The organism is Spirillospora sp. NPDC047279 (assembly GCF_040643285.1).
In the GTDB taxonomy this organism is placed as follows: domain Bacteria; phylum Actinomycetota; class Actinomycetes; order Streptosporangiales; family Streptosporangiaceae; genus Spirillospora.
Genome location: NZ_JBEYUA010000005.1, coordinates 362763 through 384564, shown reverse-complemented (window position 1 = coordinate 384564; position 21802 = coordinate 362763). Strand labels below are relative to the sequence as shown.

The 21802-nt window shown below is 73.0% G+C and carries 15 protein-coding genes; 12 read left to right on the top strand and 3 right to left on the bottom strand.

Annotated elements, in window-relative coordinates:
• The first annotated feature begins 95 nt into the window (after window positions 1-95).
• Window positions 96-1625, top strand: coding sequence for an Nramp family divalent metal transporter (locus tag ABZ810_RS15355; RefSeq protein WP_358403375.1), 1530 nt, complete (start codon window positions 96-98; stop codon window positions 1623-1625).
• Between the two features lie 3 nt (window positions 1626-1628).
• Here ABZ810_RS15355 and ABZ810_RS15350 read toward each other — a convergent pair whose 3' ends face one another.
• Complete coding sequence (locus tag ABZ810_RS15350) at window positions 1629-3059, bottom strand: glutamine synthetase family protein (protein WP_358403374.1); 1431 nt, start codon at window positions 3057-3059, stop codon at window positions 1629-1631.
• An 89-nt stretch (window positions 3060-3148) separates the two neighbouring features.
• On the opposite strand from ABZ810_RS15350, the gene ABZ810_RS15345 reads away from it, so the two are divergent.
• The 5 genes from ABZ810_RS15345 to ABZ810_RS15325 all read left to right on the top strand — a co-directional run bounded on the left by ABZ810_RS15345 (window position 3149) and on the right by ABZ810_RS15325 (window position 7956).
• Window positions 3149-4315 carry an amidohydrolase family protein gene (locus ABZ810_RS15345; protein ID WP_358403372.1) on the top strand — a complete coding sequence of 389 codons (1167 nt, stop codon included), beginning with the start codon at window positions 3149-3151 and terminating at the stop codon, window positions 4313-4315.
• A gap of 43 nt (window positions 4316-4358) precedes the next feature.
• Window positions 4359-4688, top strand: coding sequence for a GNAT family N-acetyltransferase (locus tag ABZ810_RS15340; protein WP_358403370.1), 330 nt, complete (start codon window positions 4359-4361; stop codon window positions 4686-4688).
• Window positions 4685-5653 carry a pirin family protein gene (locus ABZ810_RS15335; RefSeq protein ID WP_358403369.1) on the top strand — a complete coding sequence of 323 codons (969 nt, stop codon included), beginning with the start codon at window positions 4685-4687 and terminating at the stop codon, window positions 5651-5653. The genes ABZ810_RS15340 and ABZ810_RS15335 overlap by 4 nt, the downstream gene beginning before the upstream one ends.
• A gap of 158 nt (window positions 5654-5811) precedes the next feature.
• A complete protein-coding gene (locus tag ABZ810_RS15330; RefSeq protein WP_358403368.1) occupies window positions 5812-7185 on the top strand; it encodes an FAD-dependent oxidoreductase in 1374 nt (457 codons plus the stop codon).
• A gap of 81 nt (window positions 7186-7266) precedes the next feature.
• Window positions 7267-7956: a PadR family transcriptional regulator gene (locus tag ABZ810_RS15325; RefSeq protein WP_358403367.1), complete on the top strand. Its 690-nt coding sequence runs from the start codon at window positions 7267-7269 to the stop codon at window positions 7954-7956.
• A 37-nt stretch (window positions 7957-7993) separates the two neighbouring features.
• Here the strand turns inward: ABZ810_RS15325 and ABZ810_RS15320 are convergent, their stop codons facing one another.
• Window positions 7994-8623 carry a helix-turn-helix domain-containing protein gene (locus tag ABZ810_RS15320; RefSeq protein ID WP_358403365.1) on the bottom strand — a complete coding sequence of 210 codons (630 nt, stop codon included), beginning with the start codon at window positions 8621-8623 and terminating at the stop codon, window positions 7994-7996.
• A gap of 52 nt (window positions 8624-8675) precedes the next feature.
• Between ABZ810_RS15320 and ABZ810_RS15315 the strand changes: the two genes are divergently transcribed.
• The 5 genes from ABZ810_RS15315 (at window position 8676) to ABZ810_RS15295 (ending at window position 16616) form a co-directional block, all read left to right on the top strand.
• The gene (locus ABZ810_RS15315) at window positions 8676-9443 is read left to right on the top strand and encodes an SDR family NAD(P)-dependent oxidoreductase (RefSeq protein ID WP_358403364.1); all 768 of its coding nucleotides are present in this window, start codon (window positions 8676-8678) and stop codon (window positions 9441-9443) included.
• Between the two features lie 208 nt (window positions 9444-9651).
• A complete protein-coding gene (locus ABZ810_RS15310; RefSeq protein WP_358403363.1) occupies window positions 9652-11622 on the top strand; it encodes an AAA family ATPase in 1971 nt (656 codons plus the stop codon).
• A 60-nt stretch (window positions 11623-11682) separates the two neighbouring features.
• Window positions 11683-15021 carry a DUF4132 domain-containing protein gene (locus ABZ810_RS15305; protein ID WP_358403361.1) on the top strand — a complete coding sequence of 1113 codons (3339 nt, stop codon included), beginning with the start codon at window positions 11683-11685 and terminating at the stop codon, window positions 15019-15021.
• Window positions 15022-15060: 39 nt separating this feature from the next.
• Entirely contained in the window at window positions 15061-16140 is a 1080-nt protein-coding gene (locus tag ABZ810_RS15300) for a dihydrodipicolinate reductase (protein ID WP_358403359.1), read from the top strand.
• Window positions 16137-16616 (top strand): carboxymuconolactone decarboxylase family protein, encoded by a 480-nt coding sequence (locus ABZ810_RS15295; protein ID WP_358403358.1) that lies wholly within the window; start codon window positions 16137-16139, stop codon window positions 16614-16616. Before ABZ810_RS15300 ends, ABZ810_RS15295 begins: the two co-directional genes overlap by 4 nt.
• Before the next feature lie 81 nt (window positions 16617-16697).
• On the opposite strand, the gene ABZ810_RS15290 is transcribed toward ABZ810_RS15295, so the two are convergent.
• The gene (locus ABZ810_RS15290; protein ID WP_358403356.1) at window positions 16698-18227 is read right to left on the bottom strand and encodes a GMC oxidoreductase; all 1530 of its coding nucleotides are present in this window, start codon (window positions 18225-18227) and stop codon (window positions 16698-16700) included.
• A 510-nt stretch (window positions 18228-18737) separates the two neighbouring features.
• On the opposite strand from ABZ810_RS15290, the gene ABZ810_RS15285 reads away from it, so the two are divergent.
• Window positions 18738-21800: a DUF4132 domain-containing protein gene (locus tag ABZ810_RS15285; RefSeq protein WP_358403355.1), complete on the top strand. Its 3063-nt coding sequence runs from the start codon at window positions 18738-18740 to the stop codon at window positions 21798-21800.
• The last annotated feature ends 2 nt before the right edge of the window (window positions 21801-21802 follow it).

The following is a 21802-nucleotide window of genomic DNA, read 5'->3' as shown; positions in this document are numbered from 1 at the left end:
ATGATGGCCGCCGGGGACTTGTCGCGGTCGCCTAGTTGACGGATCATCCGCACAACCGATGATTCGGGGGCACGGCACCGCCTGGGAGGCGACACATGGCCGATTCCGCCCGTCCCCCCGATCCCTCCGACCCCACCGCCACCGTCGAAGCCCGTCCGCTCGGAGTCAGCCGGCCCGACCTGGCCCTCGCCGACCTTCCCACCCCGGAGGAGGTCTTCGGCGTCCGGCGGATCGGCCCGCGCGAGCTGTTCCGCTACGCGCTCGGCCCGAGCCTGATCGCGCTCGGCATCTCCATCGGCAGCGGTGAATGGCTGCTGGGCCCGCAGGCCGTCGGACAGTACGGCTTCGAGGGCGTCGGCTGGGTCATCGTCGTGTCCGCCGTCCTGCAGACGCTCTACAACATCGAGAGCGCGCGGTACGTCGTGGCGACCGGAGAGGCGCCCGTCGTCGGCTGGGGGCGGGTGCCGCCCGGCTGGAAGTTGTGGGTGCCGCTCTCCGTCTTCGTCGTCCTGTTCGCGTTCATCGCGGGCGGCTGGGCGGCCGCGGCGGGCCAGGGCATGTACGCGCTCGTGCACGGCGAGGTCCCGGCCAAGGGCGCCGAGGAGCCCCGGCTCTGGGCGATCGCTCTGCTGGTGCTGGTCTTCCTCATCACCGCCGCGGCCCGGCGCATCTCGCGGTCGCTGGAGCTGGCCAACTGGCTGATGGTCGGCACGATCCTCGCCGGCCTCCTGCTCATCGACCTGTTCATCGTCCCGTTCAGCGGCTGGTGGGAGGGCATCAAGGGGTTCGTCACCCCGGCCGCGCCGCCCGAGGGCATCACCGCCACCCAGCTCGGCGGGCTCGCGGGCTTCACGGCACTCGCCTCCGGCCTCAACTGGTACGTGATGGGCCACTACCGCGACAAGGGCTACGGGATGGGGCACCGGGCCGGATACATCTCCGGGCTCCGGGGTGAGCGCATCAAGCTGCTCGACAGCGGCGTGACCTTCCCCGACGACGAGAAGAACGCGGCGCTGTGGAAGCGCTGGTACCGGCTGCTGCGCACCGACATGTGGGGGATCTTCTTCGCCGGCGCCATGCTCGGCATGCTGCTGCCCACCATCCTGATGGCGCGGGCCGTCGAACTGTCCGGCGAGAAGCCGACGACGGCGAACGTGCCGACGTTCGTGGCGTCGGCGCTCGGAGACGAGTACGGCCAGTGGCTGTTCTACCTCGCGCTGCTGCTCGGCGTGCTGATCCTCTTCTCGACGCAGCTCGGCATCTTCGAGGCCATGGTCCGGGTGACCACGGACGCCGCGCACGCCACCAGCCCGCGGCTGCGGGCGCTCCTGGAGGGCGACCCGCGCCGCTTCTACTACCCGTTCATGCTGGTGCTGCTGGTGATCATCTCGATCATCCTGCATCTGGCGCTGCCGGTGAACCTGGTCCAGTGGTCGGCCAACATGGTCAACCTGGGCGCGCTGATCTACCCGTTCATGCTCATCTACCTCAACAGCAAGCTGCCGAAGGCGGCCCGGCCGAGGCTGTGGCACCACGTGGTGCTGGTGCTCAACTTCCTGTTCTTCGGGTTCTTCTTCGTCAACTTCGTCGCGGACTTCCTCGGCGACCCGCTGATCACGTTCTAGCGCTCAGTGCCGCCAGCGGGTGGCCGCGGTGATCTCCTCCGGGGAGGCGCCCTCGAACAGCGCGATCTCGCCGCGCCGGACGGTGACGATCGTGTCGGCGAGCGCCTCCCCGAAGGCCGCGCCGAGCACCGCGTCGTCCTCGAACGCCGTGACGGCGTCCTCGAGCGACGCGGGCAGCGCGGTGACGCCCCGCGCGCCGCGTTCGGCGGCGGTCAGCGTCGCGGGGTCCACGTCCACCGGGGCGGGCAGCGACGCCTCCGCCGCGATGCCGGCGCGGCCCGCCGCGAGCAGGCCCGCGAGGGCGAGGTACGGGTTGGCGGACAGGTCGAAGCACTTGACCTCGAGGTTGGCCGCCGACGCGCGCTCGCCCAGCGCGCCGGTGACGAAGCGCAGCGCGGCCTCGCGGTTCTCCCGCCCCCAGCAGGCGAACACCCCCGCCCAGTGGGACGGGACGAGCCGCAGGTAGCTGGCGACCGACGGCGCGCCCACGGCCAGCAGCGCGGGCAGATGGCCGAGGACGCCCGCGGCGAACGCCTCGCCCGCGGCGGCCATGCCGCACGGGCCGTCGCCGCCCGCCATCGTGTTGACCGGGCCCTCCGCCGGGTCGTCGCGCCACAGGCTCAGATGGACGTGGCCGCCGTTGCCGACCGAGTCGGGGAGCACCTTGGGGGAGAACGAGGCGGCCAGGCCGTGCTCGAACGACACCGCGCGGATCGTCTCCCGCACCAGCACGGCGGTGTCGGCCGCGCCGACCGGGTCCTCGGCCGCCACCGACAACTCCAGCTGGCCCGCGGCGTACTCGGGATGCAGCTGATCGACCGAGACCCCGGTCGCGGCGAGCGCCCTGAGCAGGTCGCGCAGGTAGCCCGACAACTCGGCGATGCGCGTCATGCCGTACGCGGGGCCGTTGCACGCCGGGGTGAAGTCGTCGTCACCCTCGCTGTCGCCGTCCGACACCGCCCACTCGATCTCGAACGCGGCACGGACCGAGTACCCGAGCTCCGCCAGGCGTGCGGTCTCGCGCCGCAGCGCCCCGCGCGCGTCCACCGGATGTTCGCCGCCCTCCTGCGTGAACCGGTCGGCGGGCGCCCACGCCCAGCCGGGCAGCGCGGCGAGCGGGACCAGCCGGCCGAGGTCGGGGTGCAGCCGCAGATCACCGGTGGGCCCGCCCACGTACCGGCCGGAGACGATCGAGTCGTCCAGCAGGAAGACGTCGAAGACCGGCGACATGCCCACGCCCCACGACGCGGCATGCTCCAGGCGCTCGACGGGAACGGTCTTGGTGCGGGTGATGCCGCCGACGTCCACCCAGGTCAGGGCCACCGCGGTGACGTCATGGCCGGCGAGCTCGGCGGCCTTCTCGGCGGCCCGTGCGCCGAGCCTGCCGCGCTCGTCCCGGTCGAGCGTCCGATCTCCGGCTGAGGTGCTTTCCACGGTGGGGCTCCCGGTCAGAGGATGGCGTGCGGGGTCGTCGGTACGGGGAAAGCGTACGGAGACGACCGGCCGTATTCACGGAAGGAGAGGTGCGGGTGCTGCAAAAGCTGGAATCGCTGCGGCTGGTCGACCACCACTGCCACGGGGTGCTCGCCCGCGACCTGTCCGGCAGGGCGGAGTTCGAGGCGATGCTCACCGAGTCGGCCACGGCGGGGGCGGAGCTGGGCGGCAGCCTGTTCGACTCGCAGATCGGGTTCGCGGTGCGGCGGTGGTGCGCGCCCGTGCTCGACCTGCCCGCGCACGCGCCCGCCGACGACTACCTCGCGCGCCGCGCCGAGCTGGGCGCCGCCGAGGTGAACGCGCGGTTCCTGGCGGCCGCCGGGCTCGACGCGCTGTGCGTCGACACCGGCTACACGCCCGAGGCGCTGACGGAGCCCGCCGAGCTGGGCAAGCTCGCCGGGGACAGGCCGGCCTTCGAGATCGTGCGCCTGGAACGGCTGGCCGAGGACGTGGCCGCCGGCGGCGTGAGCGCCGTGGGCTTCGCGGCGGAGGTGCGGTCCCGGCTGGACGCGCGCGGCCGGGAGCCGCAGGTGGTGGGCTGCAAGTCGATCGCCGCCTACCGGGCGGGCCTGGAGATGGCGGGGGAGCGGCCGTCCGACGGCGAGGTGGCGGTGGCGGCCGGACGGCTGCTGCGCGAGGCCGAGCGCGCGATGGCCGGACGGAGCGGGCCGCCGCGCGTGGAGGAGGAGGTGCTGCACCGCTTCCTGGTGTGGTGCGCCGTCGACCGCGGCCTGCCCGTGCAGTTCCACGTGGGGTACGGGGACGCCGACGCCGATCTGCGCCGGGGCGATCCGCTGCTGCTGACCGGGCTGCTGCGGGCGCTGGCGCCGACGGGCGTGCCGGTGATGTTGCTGCACAACTACCCGTTCCACCGCAACGCGGGCTACCTCGCCCAGGTCTTCCCCAACGTGTTCGTGGACGTCGGGCTCGCCACCCACAACCTGGGGCACCGGGCTCCCGCGCTGATCGCCGAACTGCTGGAGCTGGCCCCGTTCGGCAAGGTGCTCTACTCCTCCGACGCGTTCGGGCTGGCCGAGCTCTACCACCTGGGCGCACTGCTGTTCCGCCGCGGCCTGGCCGGTCACCTGGCCTCCGGTGTCGAGGAGGGCGCGTGGACCGGGGAGGACGCGGAGAGGGTGGCCGGGCTGGTCACCGCGGGCAACGCCCGCCGTGCGTACCGGCTCGGCGGCGCGTAGGATGCGCAGCAAGATTGTTTATGTTTCAACTAGAGGGGGCGCCATGTCCGTGACCGTCCGGGACAATCCCGAAGCGAACCGGTTCGAGGTCTTCGACGGCGACGACCTGGCCGGGTTCGCCGAATACCGCCTGCACGACCAGGTCATCGACTTCACCCACACCGAGGTCGACGACGCGTTCGCCGGGCGCGGGCTGGCCGGGCGGCTGGTCGGAGCGGCGCTGGACGAGGTGCGGGGGCGCGGGCTCGCCGTGCGGCCGTACTGCCCGTACGTCAACAAGTTCATCGCCAAGCACGAGGAGTACCTCGACCTCGTCGCCGCGGGAGATCGCGCCGAGTTCAAGCTCCCCGCGGCCGGGGAGGGCGCGCAGTGAGCGACCTCGACGCAGCGCCGCGGCTGGCCGAGTGCGGCGGCCGCGCCGGCGTGGCGGCCGAGCCGGTGCGCGAGCTGCTCCAGGGCCGCTCGGTGCCGCTCGGCGAGAGCACCGAGGTGCGCCGGCTGCTGCCGACGCTGGGCCGCCGCATGGTCGGCGCCTGGTGCTTCGTCGACCACTACGGCCCCGACGACATCGTCGACCGGCCCGGCATGCAGGTGCCGCCGCACCCGCACATCGGGCTGCAGACGGTGAGCTGGCTGCTCGGCGGCGAGGTGCTGCACCGCGACAGCCTCGGCAGCCTGCAGACGCTCACGCCCGGCACGCTCGGCGTGATGACGGCCGGGCACGGCATCGCGCACTCCGAGGAGTCGCCCGCCGCCCATTCCCCGCTCCTGCACGGCGCGCAACTGTGGGTCGCGCTCCCAGACGGGGCGCGGGCGACCGCGCCGGCCTGGGAGTTCCACGGCGACCTGCCCGTCCTGGAGGACGGCGGGACGCGCACGACGGTCTTCATGGGCGAGATGGCGGGCGCCCGTTCGGCGGGCACCACGTTCTCGCCGCTGGTCGGCGCCGACGTGACCCTGGCGGCGGGCGGCGGCACACGGCTGCCGCTGGAGCCCGACTTCGAGTACGCGGCGCTCACGACCCTGGGCGCGGTCAACGTCGACGGAGTCGACCTGGCCCCCGGCTCGCTGCTCTACCTGGGCTGCGGCCGGTCGGAGCTCCAGGTGAGCGCCGCCTCACCGGGCCACCTGCTGCTCCTGGGCGGCGAGCCCTTCGACGAGCAGATCGTCATGTGGTGGAACTTCGTCGCGCGCAGCGGCGAGGAGATCGGCGCCGCACGCGCCGACTGGACGAACGCCGACGCCCGCTTCGGCGAAGTCCACGGCTACGCCGGCGACCGGCTCCCCGCCCCGCCCTTCCCGTCCACCCGCCTCAAACCCCGTGGCCGCGTCCGCTGACCGTCTCAGGCGGCAGGCGGTCCCGGGCGCCCGGGGCGAACGCGCGGGGCACCGTCTCCACGTCGGCCGGGATCCGCGGCATAGGCTGGCGTGGCGGGGGGACTTGATCTTCATGGATGTGCGGGTGGCAGAGATGGGCCGGAGAACCGGGGGCGATCGTGTCGGCTGAGCGGCTGGTCGTCGTCGGGGGAGACGCGGCGGGGATGAGCGCCGCCTCGCAGGCACGGCGTCGGCGCCCGGCGTCCGAGCTGGAGATCGTCGCGTTCGAGCGCGGCCATCACACGTCCTACTCGGCCTGCGGCATCCCTTACTTCATCGGCGGTGACGTCGAGGAGATCGACGACCTCGTCGTGCGGACCCCGGCGGAGTTCCGCGAGCAGCAGGACATCGACGTGCGGATCCGGCACGAGGTGGTCGAGATCGACCTCGACCGGCGCGCCGTGCGCGTCCGTGACCTGGAGGCCGGCGGCGAGCGCTGGGAGGGCTTCGACAAGCTCGTCGTCGCGACCGGCGCGACCCCGCGCCGGCCGCCGATCGACGGCGCCGACGCCGGCGGGGTGCACGGCGTGCAGGTCCTGGACGACGGCCTCGCCATCCGCCGCGCGCTCGACGAGCACAAGCCGCGCCGTGCCGTGGTCGTCGGCGGCGGCTACATCGGGCTGGAGATGGCCGAGGCGCTCGTCAAGGAGGGGCTCGAGGTCAGCCTCGTCGACGGCGCCGCGCAGCCGATGCGGACCCTCGATCCGGACATGGGCGCGCTGATCGCCGACGCGCTGCGCGGTCTCGGCGTCACGCTCCACCTGGAGGAGACCGTCGAGGCGTTCGAGACGTCGGACGGCCGTATCCGGGCGGTCGTCACGCCGGGGCGCACGCTCGACGCCGACCTGGTCGTCCTCGGCATGGGCGTGCGGCCCAACAGCGGGCTCGCCGAGGCCGCGGGCATCGCCGTCGGGCCGACCGGCGGCATCGTCACCGACCGCCGGATGCGCACCAGGGCCGAGGGGGTGTGGGCGGCGGGCGACTGCGTCCAGACCCGGCACCTGGTGTCGGGGGAGCCGATCGCGATCGCGCTCGGCACGCACGCCAACAAGCAGGGCCGCGTCGCGGGCGTCAACGCCGGCGGCGGCTACGCGACGTTCCCCGGCGTCGTCGGCACCGCCGTGGCGAAGATCTGCCACTTCGAGGTCGCCCGCACCGGCCTGAACGAGGCCGAGGCGGCGTCCGCCGGGTTCGAGACGCTCAGCGTCACCGTCGAGTCGACCACCCGCGCGGGCTACTACCCGGGCGCCACGTCCATGAAGACCAAGCTCGTCGTCGAGAAGCGGTCCGGGCGGCTGCTCGGCGCCCAGATCGTGGGCGAGGAGAACGCGGCCAAGCGCATCGACGGGCTGGCCATCGCGTTGTGGAACGGGATGACCGCCGAGCAGATGACCGGTCTCGACCTCGGTTACGCGCCGCCGTTCTCGCCCGTCTGGGACCCGGTGCTCATCGCCGCCCGCAAGGCCGCCGAACGGGTCGAGCAGGCCGGCTGACCGATCACCTTTGAGGTCTGGCGGGACCGGCGTCGATCTCTTATATTCGTACCCGAATATACGAGCGCGAATGGAACCGCGATGCCGGCACGACGCACGAACACGAGCCCGCTGGCGCTGGCCGTGCTCTCCACGCTCATGGACCGGCCGATGCATCCGTACGAGATCGCGCAGCTGCTCAAGCACCGCGGCAAGGACCAGAGCATCAAGATCCGCTACGGCTCGCTCTACACCGTCGTCCAGAACCTGGAGGACCGGGGCCTGGTCGAGGCCGAGGGCACGGCGCGCGAGGGTCGTCGCCCCGAGCGCACCGTCTACCGGATCACCGACGCGGGCCGAGCCGAGCTCGTCGGGCGCCTGCGCGAGCTGGTCCGCGAGCCGGTCAAGGAGTACCCGCTCTTCGAGGCCGCGCTGACGCTGGTCGTCGCGCTGCCGCCGGAGGAGGTCGCCGATCTGCTCGTTCAGCGGCTGCGGGCCCTCGACAAGGAGACGACCACGGCCCGCGCCATGTTGTCGGACCTGGTGGACGGCCAGGGCATGCCCAGGCTCTTCCTGCTGGAGGCCGAGTACGCGCTCGCCATGAAGGAGGCCGAGGCCGGCTGGGTCCGCACGCTGGCCGCCGGGCTCGCCGACGGCTCGTTCGACGGCGTCGACGACTGGCGCGCCCGGCACCGCACCCGCGAGGTCCCGGACGGCACGCGCGGCACCGAACGGTCCAAGGCCGGCCGGGCGCTGTTCGGCGGCGAGACCGGAAGCGAGGCCGCCGACTGAGCGTCTGGCCGGAGTCGCGGGCGGTCCCGCGCCGGCCTCAGGGGTCGAGCGCGTCGAGGTCGGCCGGGAGCAGGCCGCAGGCGGGATCGAGGGCCGCCGCCGCGCGCAGGGCGCCGCCGAGCACGGCGGCGGCCAGCTCGACGAGGTGGGCGCGGTCGACGTCGCCGTGCGTGAGGCGGTCGACGACGATCTCGTTGAGGTAGGCCGTCCAGCCCCGCGTCGCGGTCCGCAGCACCGGCGGGACGGGCTCCTCGACGCCGAGGGCGCGCAGGACGCGCAGCGCGCCGTCCCAGCGGTACTCCTCGATGATCGCGCGGACCTCCTCGTCGGAGCCGAGCCCGGCGCTCATGACCGTCAGGTAGCCGGACGCGTTGTCGTCGATCAGCCGGATGTGGCGGTCGAGCACGTCGCGCAGCCGCTCCTGCGGGGTGGCGTCGCCGGGCGGGCTCTCGCGGATCTCCCGGAGGCGTTCGGCGGCGGCGCGGACGGTCGCGAGGTAGAGGCCGCGCTTGTTGCCGAAGTGATGCGCGATCAGCCCGTACGCGACGCCGGCGCGGCGGGCGATCTCGGTCGTGGTGACCTCGTCGTACGCACGTTCGGCGAACAGGTCGGCGGCGGCGCGGAGGAGCAGCTCGCGGCGGTCGGCGGATTGACGGGCTGGCGGCACGTGGCCTAGCGTCGCATGTTGATTGATAATCAGTCAATATGGGAGCGACGCCATGGACCTTCGGAACGCGCGGATCCTGCTCACGGGCGCGTCGAGCGGCATCGGGCGGATGCTGGCGCTCGCCCTCACCGAGCGCGGCGCCGAGGTCGCCGTCGCCGCCCGCCGCGTACCCGAGCTGAGCACGCTCGGCGCCGCGCACGTCCTCCCGGCGGACCTGTCCCGCCCCGGCGCGGGCGCCGAGCTGGCGGGCCGGGCGCTGGACGCCCTCGGCGGCGTCGACGTCCTCATCAACAACGCCGGTGTCAGCCTGGTCGGGGCCCAGCGGGCGCACGGCGACGCCGACGACGCCCGCGTCACGTTCGAGACGAACCTCTGGGCGCCGCTCGCGCTCACCGCCGCGCTCGTGCCCGAGATGCTGCGGTCGGGCCGCGGCGTCGTCGTCAACGTCACCTCGACCATGCAGGCCGTCCCGCTGCCGATGCTCGGCTACTACGGCGCGGCCAAGGCGGCGCTCGCCCAGGCCACCCGGTCGTTGCGCCACGAACTGCGCCACACGCCCGTTCGCGTGCTCGAGGTCGTGCCCGGGGCGACCGACACGGCGTTGCGCGACGTCGACCTGCTGCCGTGGCGCGGCCGGCCGCCGCGCACCCTGCCGCCCGTCCCGCCGGAAGCGGTGGCGGCCGCGACCGTGCGCGCGCTGGAGCGGGACCGGCGCCGGGTCGTGCACCCGCGCTACTCGCTGCTCCCGCTGGAGATCCCGTCGGTCGGACGGCTGGTCGCGGCCGTCGGCGCCCGGCGCATCGACACCGCCCGCGGCTGAACGAGCGCTGCCGTACGGGCACCCCGCGCGGCCGAACGGCGCCGCGCGGGCGATTGGCACCGCGCGCGGGCCGAAAACGCCTATCCGTTCCGTACCGGTCCCATCGCGGATCGTGTTCGCCCCGGTACGATGTGGGGCCTTGTCCATCTGTCGGGGCGGCCGGGTGAATCGTGCACTGGAGCGGCGAACCGGAGGCCTGCCCGCGGAGGTGACCTCCTTCGTCGGTCGTGCCGGAGAGCTCACCATGCTGCGGGAGGCGCTCCCGGGGACGCGCCTGCTCACGATCACGGGCGCGGGCGGCGTCGGCAAGACCAGGCTCGCGATCCGGGCGGCGGCCGAGGCCCGCGGCGCGTTCGGCGACGACGTGTGCTTCGTCGACCTGTCCCGGCTCGCCGACGTCGAACTGCTGGCGCACACGCTGTGCGGCGCGCTGCAACTGCCCGACCAGCCCGACGAGGACCAGGTCGAGGCGCTGCTCGGCCATCTGGCCGAGCGCCGCGCGCTGCTCGTCCTGGACGGGTGCCAGCACCTGGCGGGCGGGTGCGCCATGCTCGTCGGCCTGCTGCTGCGCACGGCGCCCGGCCTGAACGTCCTGGCGACCAGCCGCGCGGTGCTCGGCGTGGCCGGCGAGCGGGAGGTGCGGCTCGGCCCGCTGCCCGCGGGCGACACCGCCGCGTTGTTCGCCGAGCGGGCGGCCGCGGCCGCGCCGGGCTTCGAGGTCGACGGCGGCAACCGTGCGGCGGTCGGGGAGTTGTGCCGGCGGCTGGAGGGAGTGCCGCTCGCGGTCGAGCTGGCCGCCGGCCAGATGCGGGAGACGCCGCCCGAGCTGTTGCTGGACGACCTGACGGGCCTGGACGGCACGTTCACCGCGGCCGTCGAGTGGCGGCACCGGCTGTGCACGCCGGACGAGCGGCGATTGTGGGCGCGGTTGTCGGTCTTCGCCGGCGACTTCGACGTCAAGGCGGCCGAATACGTGGGAGGCCCGGCGGACGGCGACGGGCCGCGCGTCCTGCAGACGTTGTCGTGCCTGGTCGAGAAGTCCATCGTCGTGCGCGAGCCGGGCGGCGAGCGTTACCGCATGCCGGAGACGATCTCCCGGTACGGCGTCGACCGGCTGCGCGAGAGCGGCGACGAGCGGGCGGTCCGCCGCCTGCACCGCGACTGGTACTCCCGGCTGACCGACCGGTTCGCCGCCCAGATGGTCAGCGAGTCGCAGTACCACTGGGCCGACCGGCTCCGCGCCGAGCACGCCAACCTGCGACGTGCCATCGACCACTCCTACCGCACGCCCGGCCAGGAGGACCACGGGCTGCGGATGGCGGCCGAGATCTGGGTCTACTGGATCACCAACGGCATGTCCGGCGAGGGCCGGCACTGGATCGCCCGCGGTCTCGCCGCGACCCGGCCGGAGCCGAGCCGCATCCGCGCCGAGGCGCACTGGGCCCTCGCCCAGCTCACCATGGTCCGCGGCACCGACCTGGACGCCGCCCGGCACCACCTGGCCGACCTGCGCGACCTGGCCGAGATGCTCGACGCCGACGAGGTGCGCGCCTGGGCCGCCAACCTCGGCGGCCAGATCGCGCTCTTCGAGGGCGACGCCGTCACCGCCGCCGGAAGTCTCACGACGGCCGTCGCCATCCTGCGCAACCATCCGGCCGGGGGCGTCCTGCTCCAGAGTTATCCCGTGCTCGCGTCCGCGCACCTGTCCCTCGGCGAGGTCGACACCGCGATCGACGTCTGCGAGGAGGGCCGGGCGCTCGGCATCCGGCTTGGCGAACGCTGGATCAGCGCCTACTGCGTCTTCCTGCGCGGGCTGGCCCGCTGGCTGCGCGGCGACGTCGCCGCGGCCACCGCCGCCTCGCGCGAGTGCCTGCGGCTCCAGCAGGGCGCCCACGACAAGGTCGGCTGGGCCTTCATGGTCGACTCGCTCGCCTGGTACGCGATGTCGGACGGCGACGCGACGCGGGCGGTCCGCCTCCTGGGCACCGCGGGCACCGTCTGGGACGCGGTGAGCCGCCCGCACCTGGGCGTCCGCGGGTTCCTCGTCCTGCGCGAACGTTGCGAGGCCCAGGCCCGCGCCGCCCTGGGTGAGCGGAGCTTCGAGACGGCGTACGCGGAGGGCGCGGCCCGGTCCATCCACCAGGTGATCGCGGAGGAGACCACGACCCTTCGTCCATAATCCGTCGCGCTCCTCCGTCCCGGCGGCATTTGTCGTCCTCGCCCTCTACGGTGAGGCGCCATGAACGTCGATGAGGACGCGCTCGTCCTGCCCGGTTCCTGGCTCCGCAGCCTCCACCCGCGCCGGGGCGGGGCCGAGCCGCCCGAGACCAGGATCGACCCCGAGGCCGGGGAACTGCTGCGCGGCGACACGATCGCGGCGGGGGAGCACCTTCAGAAGGTGCTGGCCGACCCGGACGGTGATGAGCTGACCGCGTGCGCGCGGGCATGGCTGAGCGGTGAGGCCGACCCGCTCGGTGCCGCCGTGGTCGCCGTCGCGCTCGCCCACTACGAGCTCGGCTGGGGCGAGCGGCGGTACCTGCGGTTCGCGGACGCGTGGGCCGCCGACCACGGCCTGGAGTTCGCGGCGGCGGCGTTCGTGGAACTGGCCGGTCTCGTCGTCGACGACGGGCGCGGGATCACCACCTCGAACCGCCGCTGGACGCCCAGGTCGTTCGGGGCCCCGTTCTTCGTCAAGAAGGCGGGCCACGGCGACGGCCTCGGCCGGTGGTGGGGGGCGCGTGAGGGCGTGCGCCGTCTCCGTACGCTGCTGGCCGCGGCCGACGACGCCACCTACGCGGCGGTGACCGCGCGGCTCGCCGGCCTTCGTGACACGCCGGAGCGGATGGTCGTCGTCTCCTACCTCATTCCGACGCGGCAGGACTGGCTGGACGAGGTGCTCGCGCTCCCGCCGTCCGGGGCGGCGCTCGAATCGCTGGAGTGGATGGTGTGGTGCTCGCTCGGCGAGCCCGCACAGATCAAGCCTGGTGCCGTGCTCACCTGGTACGACAGCACCCTCGACGTCCTGGCGACGATCGCCGAGAACGCGGGCACGGCGCTGGCCCCGCTGCTCCCTCCCGTGCTGGCGGAGGAATGGGCGACGGTGAAGTACCGCAAGCTGGTGTACGGCGTTCTCGCCGTGCTCCCCGACGACGAGGCGTTCCGGCACCTCGCCGACCGGATCGACGACAAGCACGCGCGGGCCGAGCTGACGGAGGCGATGCGGCGGTTCCCGGTGCGGGCCCTCCGGGTGCTGGCCCCCGCCGCGGACGGGACGTCCAAGAACGCCGGTCTGGCACGTGAGCTGCTGCGGGCCCACGTCCTGTCCGAACGCGAGCTCGTGACCCGCGTGCTGCCCGACCTCGCCGACGACGTCCGCGCCGTCGTGACCGGCCTGCTGTCCTCGCCGGACCGGGCCGAGGACGCGGACCCCGGCGACCTGCCGGAGCTCCTGGTCACGCCGCCCTGGACGCGCAAGCGCACCAAGACCACGCCCGTGGTGCTCACCGGCCTCGCGGTCCCGGACGAGCCGGCGCTGGTGTGGGCACCGGGCGAACGGGAGGCCTGGGCGACGGCCGACACCTCGACGTGGGGTTTCCGCGACGGCACCGACTGGAAGCGGCAGCTCGAGACGTTCAAGGACGGCAGGTTCAGCCCGGGGCGGCAGCCCGGCATCTTCCTGCGCGGCCCCGACGAGCTCGTCCGGCCGCTCTTCGCCGGATGGAGGCCGGTCTCGGTGTGGGGAGCCGACACCTGGATGAAGGGGATCGTCGCCAAGTACGGGCTGGAGGCACTCCCGCACGCGCTGCACGTCGCCCGCGCCAACCCCGCGACGTTCGGCGGCGTTCTGCTGCCCTTCCTGAGCGCCGAAGTGGCCACGTCGATGGCCGATTGGCTGGGACGTCTCGCCTCGGCCCGTTCCACGGCGCTGGCCTGGCTCACGCGCCACCGCGCGCACGTCGCCCCGCTGCTCGTGCCCGCCGCCCTCGGGCCCGCCGGGCCGGAGCGCGCCAACGCCGAACGTGTCCTCCGGACGCTCGACCACGACGCGGTCCGCGAGGCGGCCCGGGCGCACGGGGACGAGGCCGTGAAGGCCGTCGAGGCGCTGCTCGCCGTCGATCCGCTCGACCTCCTCCCGGCCCGCGTCCCCAAGCCCGGCGAATGGGCGGATCCGGCGCTGCTGCCTCAGGTCCTGCTCCGGAACGGCCGCGCGCTGCCGGACGCCGCGACCGGTCACCTCGTCACGGTCCTGGCGCTGTCGAAGCCCGGTGAGGTGTACGCGGGCGTCGCGACGATCCGCGAGGCCTGCACGCCCGAGAGCCTGGCCGCGTTCTCCTGGGCGCTCTTCCAGCGCTGGCTGGTCGCCGGTGCGCCCGCCAAGGACGGCTGGGCCATGTTCCAGCTCGGCCTGGCGGGCGACGACGAGACCGTGCGGCGGCTGACGCCGCTGATCCGTGCCTGGCCGGGGGAGGGTGGTCACAAGCGGGCGGTCGCCGGGCTCGACGTGCTCGCCGAGGTCGGCTCCGACGTCGCGCTGATGCACCTCAACGGCATCGCCCAGAAGGTCAAGTTCAAGGGTCTCAGGACCAGGGCGCAGGAGAAGATCGAGGAGATCGCGGCCACCCGCGGGCTGACGCCCGAGCAGCTCGCCGACCGGCTCGTGCCCGGCTTCGGGCTGGACGCCGACGGGGGCATGACGCTCGACTACGGTCCCCGGCGCTTCACGGTCGGGTTCGACGAGCAGCTCAGGCCGTACGTGACCGACGAGGACGGCAGGCTCCGCAAGGCGCTGCCCAAGCCCGGGGCCAAGGACGATCCCGAGCTCGCACCCGCCGCGTACCAGGCGTTCGCCGCGCTCAAGAAGGACGTGCGCACCGTCGCGGCCGACCAGGTCCGGCGGCTGGAGGCGGCCATGGTCGCGCGGCGCGGCTGGACCGTGGCCGAGTTCGGCGACTTCTTCGCCCGGCATCCGCTCGTCTGGCACATCGCCCGCCGGCTGGTCTGGATCACCGAGCCCGGGAGCGGCGGCGGGACCGGACGGGCGTTCCGCGTCGCCGAGGACCGCACGCTCGCCGACGTGTCCGACGAGACCTTCACGCCGGACGCCGAGACCACCGTGCGCATCGCCCACCCGCTCGACCTGGGCGGCGACCTGGCCGCGTGGTCGGAGCTGTTCGCCGACTACGAGATCGTCCAGCCGTTCCCGCAGCTCGCAAGGCCCGTCCACGACCGGTCCGCGCACTCCCTGAAGGACTTCGAGGACGCCGTCGTCCCGTCCGGGCGGGTCGTGTCCCTCGAACGCCGCGGCTGGGTTCGCGCCGAGCCCCAGGACGCGGGCGTCCAGCCATGGATCAGCAAGAAGATCGGTGCCCGGCTGCACGCCGTCATCGACCTCGACCCGGGCATCGTCATCGGCGAGATCGACGCGCTCGGTGACCAGACGCTCGCCGTTCTCACCCTCACCGAGCGCCCGGGCGGCTACCTCCCGGCCAAGGAAGGCCTGTCCGACGTGCGCGACCTCGACCCGATCATCGCCTCCGAACTCATCGCCGACCTCCTGGAGCTGACCCGGTCGTTGTGAGCCTGTTCACACAACCAAACGCTTGCTACGCTCCGGCCTATGATCTCCACGATTGTCTGGGGCACCGGCAACGTCGGCCGTCTGGCCATCCGTGCCGTGGACGCCCATCCCGGGCTGGAACTCACGGCCGTGCTCGTGCAGAACCCCGACAAGGTCGGCCGCGACGCCGGCGACCTGGCCGGGCTGGGCCGTGACCTCGGGGTCGCGGCGACCGACGACGTCGGCGCGGTGCTGGCCGCCCGGCCCGGGGCGGTGGTGTACGCGGCGTCCGGGGAGATCCGGCCGGACGACGCGCTCGCCGACATCAACCGGGCGATCCGGGCCGGCGCCGTCGTCGTCACCCCCTCGCTCTACGCGCTCTACGACCAGCTGAACGCGCCGCCCGAGATGCGGGACGCGGTGCTCGACGCGGCGCGGGAGGGCGGCGGGTCGCTGTTCGTCTCCGGCGTCGACCCGGGCTGGGGCAACGACGTGCTCCCGCTGCTGGTCAGCGGGCTCGGCAGCACGATCGACGTGATCCGGTGCCAGGAGATCTTCGACTACTCCACGTACGACCAGGAGGAGTCGGTGCGGTACCTGGTCGGCATGGGCCAGCCGATGGACTACGAGCCGCCGATGGTCGCGCCCACGATTCCGACCATGGTGTGGGGCGGGCAGATCCGGCTGATGGCGCGGGCGCTCGGCGCCGAACTCGACGAGATCCGCGAGACGCTCGACCGGCGCGCGCTCGACACGACGGTCAGCACCAAGACGATGGGGGAGTTCGAGGCGGGCACGCAGGGCGCGCTGCGCTTCGAGGTCCAGGGGATCATCGGCGGCGAGCCGCGCATCGTCATCGAGCACGTGACGCGCATCCACCCGTCGTGCGCGCCCGACTGGCCCACGCCGCCGGACGGGGACGGCGCGCACCGGGTCGTCATCGAGGGCGTCCCGCGCATCGAGGTCACGGTCGAGGCGACCGACGAGGGCGGCAACCGGGCGGCGGGCGGCAACGCCACCGCGGTGGGCCGCCTGGTGAGCGCCATCGACTGGCTGGTGGAGGCCGAACCCGGCCTCTACGACGCGCTCGACGTCCCCATGCGGCCCGCGGCCGGCAAGCTCGGAAGGAAGAACGCATGAACATCGACATCCCCGAAGGCAAGGACGCGATCGAGTACGTCTGGGGCGAGATGGTCCCCGGCATCGGGCCCGCGGCCGCCAACTTCTCGCTCTCGGTCTACGCGCACACGACGCTGGGCCTGCGCGAGTTCGAGGCGGCACGGCTGCGGATCGCGCAGATCAACGGGTGCGTGTTCTGCCTCGACTGGCGGACCGAGCGGGACGGCGAGAAGGTCGAGGAGGAGTTCGCCGACGCGGTGACGAACTGGCGGACGACCGACCGGTTCGACGAGCGCACGCGGCTGGCCGCGGAGTACGCGGAACGGTACGCGGAGGATCACCACGGCCTGGACGAGGAGTTCTGGGACCGGATGGGGGCGCACTACAGCCAGCTGGAGATCGTGGAGCTCAGCATGAGCATCGGGTCCTGGCTGGCGTTCGGCCGGCTCAACCACGTGCTCGGTCTCGACACGATGTGCATGTTGCCCGGGCGCTGACGCGCTTCCCGTGGCGGAGTTTCTCTCTCGGAAGGGCCGGCCACACGCGCCCGTGGCCGGCTGCCACATCTCAGGTCGCCGCTACACGTCGGTAGCGATGATCTTTTCGATGTTCCGTTCGGCGAGCGCCGTGATGGTGACGAACGGGTTCACGCTGGTGTTGCCCGGGATCAGTGCGCCGTCGATGACGTACAGCCCGTTGTAGCCGTGCAGGCGGCCGTAGTTGTCGGTCGCCTTGTTGAGCACCGCACCGCCGAGCGGATGGTACGTCAGGTGGTCGCCCCAGATCTTGTTCGTACCGAAGAGGTCGGTCCGGTAGATCGTCCCCTCCTTTGAGTTGATCTTGTCGAAGATGCTCTTCGCCATGGTGATCGAGGGCTGCTTCCAGGCCGTCTGCCAGTTCAGGTCGACCTTGCCGGTCGAGCCGTTGTAGGTGAACTGCGCCCGGTTCGGGTTCTTGGTGATGGACAGGTAGAACGAGGCGAACGTCTCGATGCCGGTGGGCAGCGGCGCCACCTCGGCGAACGCGCCGCCGGCGTTCCAGTTGTCGATGCCGCAGCACGGGATGCTCGACTGCACGCTGCCGGTCGGGTCCCACAGGTGGTTGGCCCGGCCGCACATCACGTTGCCGTTGTCGCCCCAGCCCTTGCCGATCTCGGCGTTGAGGCCGGGCAGGGCGCCGGTCGCCTTCAGCTTGGTCAGCAGCTTGCCGGTGCCGACGCTGCCCGCGGCGAAGAAGACCTTGCCCGCCTGGACCGTCTTGGTCGCGGTGACGTTGCCGCTCGTGTCGAGCTGCTCGATGACGACCGCGTAGCCGCCGCTCGCCGGGCTGACCGAGGTGACCCGGTGCAGCGGCGAGATGGTGACCCTGCCGGTCGCCCTGATCTGGGCGAGGTAGGTCTGTTGCAGGGACTTCTTGCCGGCGTTGTTGCCGTAGAGGATCTCGCCGGCGAGCGCCGACTTGGGGACCGTTCCGTTGTCCTCCGCCCTCATGTAGTTCCAGTCGTAGACGTCCGGGACGAACACGAAGGGGAAGTTGGACCGCTGGGCGTGCTTACGGCCGACGCGGGCGTACTGGTAGTACGAGGTCGTCTCGAACCAGTTGGGGTCGATGACGCTGACCCCGAGCCCGGAGTTGGCGCGCGGGTAGTAGGTGTTGTACATCTCGTCGGCGTTGACCGACGGGAGGATGGCGCCGAAGTTCTCCCGTCTCGGCGTGACGGCCATGCCGCCGTTGACGAGCGAGCCGCCGCCCACGCCGCGGCCCTGGTAGACGGTGATGCCGCCGAACTCCTCGGCGTCCAGGATGCCGGTGTACTTGGGGATGTTGCGGTCGATGGGGAAGCCGAGGAAGTTGCTCAGGGGCTGCTTGGTCTTGGTCCGCAGCCAGTAGGACCGGTAGTCGGGGTTAGTCGTGTTGCAGAAGATCTTGCCGTCGGAGCCCGGGGTGTCCCAGGCCATGCCCATCTCGACCATGTGCACGTTGACGCCCGCCTGGGCGAGCCGCAGTGCCGCGACCGAGCCGCCGTAGCCGGTGCCGATCACCAGGACCGGGACGCTGGCGCCGTCGGAGATCGGACCGGCCGCGGCGTGGGCCGGCGTGGGCCGCAAGCCGAAGGCCGCGGCACCGAGGATAGAACCAGTTCCAGCGATGAATCCGCGGCGTGAAACGCCACTAGATCCCTTACCACGTGTGGTGGCGTCACTCATGTGATGTACCTCACTCTCGCCAGACTGAAACAAGTTCTACATGTTTCGGATGAGTTAAGACACCCCATACCAATTGGTAACTTGAGTTCGACCACGCCCCTGAAGTGCCAGGTCACCCAGGCTTCTCCGGCGACACTCCGCGACGATCCGCTCACGTTCGTGAACGTGTGAACGGGCCGCTCCAGAACGCTCACTGTGAGCAACGCGACATTCGGTTCGGCGGAGTTCCGCACGCTTCGTCCCCGATCGAACGATCCCTCGCGCATCCTGGACGTTTCCGGCCGATCGTGAAGGGAGAACGATGACGCGCACCGCCCTCACCCTTCTCGTCCGGCCGCGGACCGCCGCCCACCACGCCTTTTGACCCGTATCGCAGGAGATTGTCGGATGACTCCTCTAAGTTGAGGCGTCGTGATCGACAACGAGGACCGGCTGGTCCTGCCGGACTCCTGGCACAAGCACCTGCACCCCCGGCGCGGCGGCCTGCCGGGCCCCGCGGTGAAGGTCTCCCGCAAGGCGCCCGACGCCGTCCGGGCGTACAACCTTGGGGCGTCCGCGCACCTGGAGAGCACGTTCGCGCACCCGGGGAGCGCGCCGGAGCTCGTCGAAAGAGCCCGCGAGTACCTGGCGGGCCGCACCGACCCCACGGGCGCCGCCGTCGTGACGGCCACGCTCGCCGCGCGGCCGGCGCGGCCCGGCGACCTCGCCCGCGACGCTCATCTGGACGCCTGGGTGGCGGAGCACGGCGTCGGTTTCGCCTCCCGTGCTGTCGCCGAGCTCAGCACGATCTTCGTCGCCTGGAACGGCTGGGACCGCTCGGGCGGCCACCGCGACCTCGAGGTGCGGTTCCGGCGATCCGGCGACCATCTCCACCAGTGGTGGATGGAGGCCGCGTTCCTGCGCCGGCTGCGAACGATCCTGGCCGAGGGCATCGGCCCGGCGCTCGCCCCGCTGCTGATCGCGGGGGTCGGCAGGAGCGCGGCCGACGACCTCAGGCTCCAGGCCGAGGCGCTGGCCGCACTGCCGTCGGACGAGGCGTTCGCCGCGCTGGTCGAACGGCTCGACACCAAGCACGTCCAGCCCGCGGTGCTCGAGGCCGCGCGGCGGTTCCCGGTGCGGGCGCTGCGGCTGCTGGCGCCGGAGGCAGGTGGGACGTCCAAGGCCGCGGGGGCCGCCGGCGAGCTGCTCGCCGGGCACGTCCAGGCGCATCGAAGGCTCGCCGAGCAGGTGCTGCCGGCGCTTCCCGAGGGCGCGCGCGAGGTCGTCGAGCGAATTCTGAAGGAGTCCGAGCGGGCCCCGGACGCGCCCGTCTCGGCACTGCCGTCCCTTCTCCGCGAGCCGCCGTGGACGCGCGAGCGCGCGGCGGCCGCGCCCGCCGTGGTCGCGGGTCTCACCCCTTCGCCGGAACGTGCGGTCTCGTGGGCGCCGGGAGAACGCGAGGCGTGGGCCGCGTCCGCCCGCCCGGCGACGGCCGAGGACGCGGACTGGGACGCGGAGGTCCTGGCCTTCCGCGAGGGGACGATGCAGGAGCGCCCGGCACGCCGGCTCCTCCTTCACGGCCCCGAAGAGCTCGTGCGCCCGCTCCTGGCGGACTGGCGGCCCCGCCATTTCTGGTACACCGACGACTGGCTGCCCGCCCTCGTCGCGCGCTTCGAACTCGACGCGCTCCCGCACGCGCTGGAGGCCGCCGACGCCAACCCGGCCGGCAACGCCCACGTCCTGGTGCCCTTCCTCGACGCGGAGGCGGCGCGGCTCGCGGCGAACTGGCTGGCCCGCCTCAAGTCGGCACGCCCGGCCGCCCGCGCGTGGTTCGCCCGGCACGGCGCGGCCGGGGTGCTGCCGCTGGTCCCGGCGGCGCTCGGCCGGGCCGGACGGGCACGGCGCGAGGCAGAGAGCGCGCTCCTGCTCGTCGCCGCCGAGAGTGGCGCGGATCCGATCGTCCAGGCGGCCCGTGACGCCCACGGTCCCGAGGCGGCCGCCGCCGTCGCGGCGCTGCTGGCCACCGATCCGCTCGACCTGCTGCCGCCCAGGATTCCCGAGGCGGGCGCGTGGGCGGACCCGGCGGTGCTGCCCCAGCTGTTCCTGAAGGACGGACGCGGGGCGCTGCCGGACGAGGCCACCGCGCACGTCGTGACGATGCTCGCCCTGTCCAAGCCGGGTGAGGTCTACGCCGGGGTCGACGCCGTCCGGGCGTTCGTCACGCCGGAGTCGCTGGCCCGGTTCTCCTGGGGGGTCTTCCGGCGCTGGCAGGCGGCGGGCGCGCCCGCGAAGGAGGGCTGGGCCTTCACCCAGCTCGGCCGGCTCGGCGACGACGAGACCGTGCGCGCGCTGACGCCGATCATCCGCGCGTGGCCGGGGGAGGGCGGCCACCAGAAGGCCGTCGCCGGGCTCGAGGTGCTCGCCGAGATCGGCACCGAGGTCGCCCTGATGCACCTGCACGGCATCGCGCAGCGGGTGAAGTTCAAGGGCCTCAGGACCAGGGCGCAGGAGAAGATCGACGAGGTCGCGAGCGGGCTCGGCCTGACCCCGGAGCGGCTCGCCGACCGGCTCGTCCCCGACTTCGGGCTGGACGCCCAGGGGAGCATGACGCTCGACTACGGCCCCCGTCGTTTCTCGGTCGGGTTCGACGAGCAGCTCAGGCCGTACGTCACCGACGAGGACGGCACCCCGCGCAAGGCCCTGCCCAAGCCCGGGGCCAAGGACGATCCCGAGCTGGCGCCCGCCGCGTACAAGGCGTTCGGCACGCTCAAGAAGGACGTGCGCACCGTCGCGGCAGACCAGGTCAGGCGGCTGGAGGAGAGCATGGTCACGCGCCGCCGGTGGGCCGCGGCGGAGTTCCGCGACCTGCTGGCCGCCCACCCCCTCCTTCGCCACATCATGCGGCGGCTGGTCTGGCTGAGCGTGGACGGCGGCGAGACCACCGCGTTCCGGCTCGCCGAGGACGGCACGTTCGCCGACGTCGAGGACGACCTGTTCACCCCGCCCGCGACCGCCGCGATCGGCGTCGCGCACCCGCTCGAGCTCGGCGACGCCCTGCCCGCCTGGGCCGGGGTGTTCGCCGACTACGAGATCCTCCAGCCGTTCCCGCAGCTCGGCCGCCCCGTCCACGCGCTCACCGCCGAGGAGAGGGCGAGCGGGCGGCTGACCCGCTTCGAAGGCTTCGCGGTGCCGTTCGGCCGGGTCCTGGCGCTGACCAAGCGGGGCTGGGAACGCGGCATACCGCTGGACGCGGGCGTCGAACGCTGGATCTCCCGCGCCGTCCCCGGCGGCCGGTACGTCGTGATCGACCTCGATCCCGGCTTCTCGGTGGGCCTGGTCGACCACTTTCCCGAGCAAGGGCTCGAGCACGTCTGGATCAGTGACCGGCCGGCCGACTTCCTCCCTCGCGTGGGCACCCCGTACACCTTCGGCGAGCTGGACGCGGTGACCGCGTCCGAGATCCTCGCCGACCTCACCACACTTTCCGAAGGATGACG

Excerpts from the sequence above, each read along its gene's own strand:
- ABZ810_RS15355 (WP_358403375.1), top strand. The coding sequence starts at position 96 with ATGGCCGATTCCGCCCGTCCCCCCGATCCCTCCGACCCCACCGCCACC.
- ABZ810_RS15340 (WP_358403370.1), top strand. The coding sequence starts at position 4,359 with ATGTCCGTGACCGTCCGGGACAATCCCGAAGCGAACCGGTTCGAGGTC.
- ABZ810_RS15325 (WP_358403367.1), top strand. The coding sequence starts at position 7,267 with ATGCCGGCACGACGCACGAACACGAGCCCGCTGGCGCTGGCCGTGCTC.
- ABZ810_RS15315 (WP_358403364.1), top strand. The coding sequence starts at position 8,676 with ATGGACCTTCGGAACGCGCGGATCCTGCTCACGGGCGCGTCGAGCGGC.
- ABZ810_RS15305 (WP_358403361.1), top strand. The coding sequence starts at position 11,683 with ATGAACGTCGATGAGGACGCGCTCGTCCTGCCCGGTTCCTGGCTCCGC.
- ABZ810_RS15300 (WP_358403359.1), top strand. The coding sequence starts at position 15,061 with ATGATCTCCACGATTGTCTGGGGCACCGGCAACGTCGGCCGTCTGGCC.
- ABZ810_RS15295 (WP_358403358.1), top strand. The coding sequence starts at position 16,137 with ATGAACATCGACATCCCCGAAGGCAAGGACGCGATCGAGTACGTCTGG.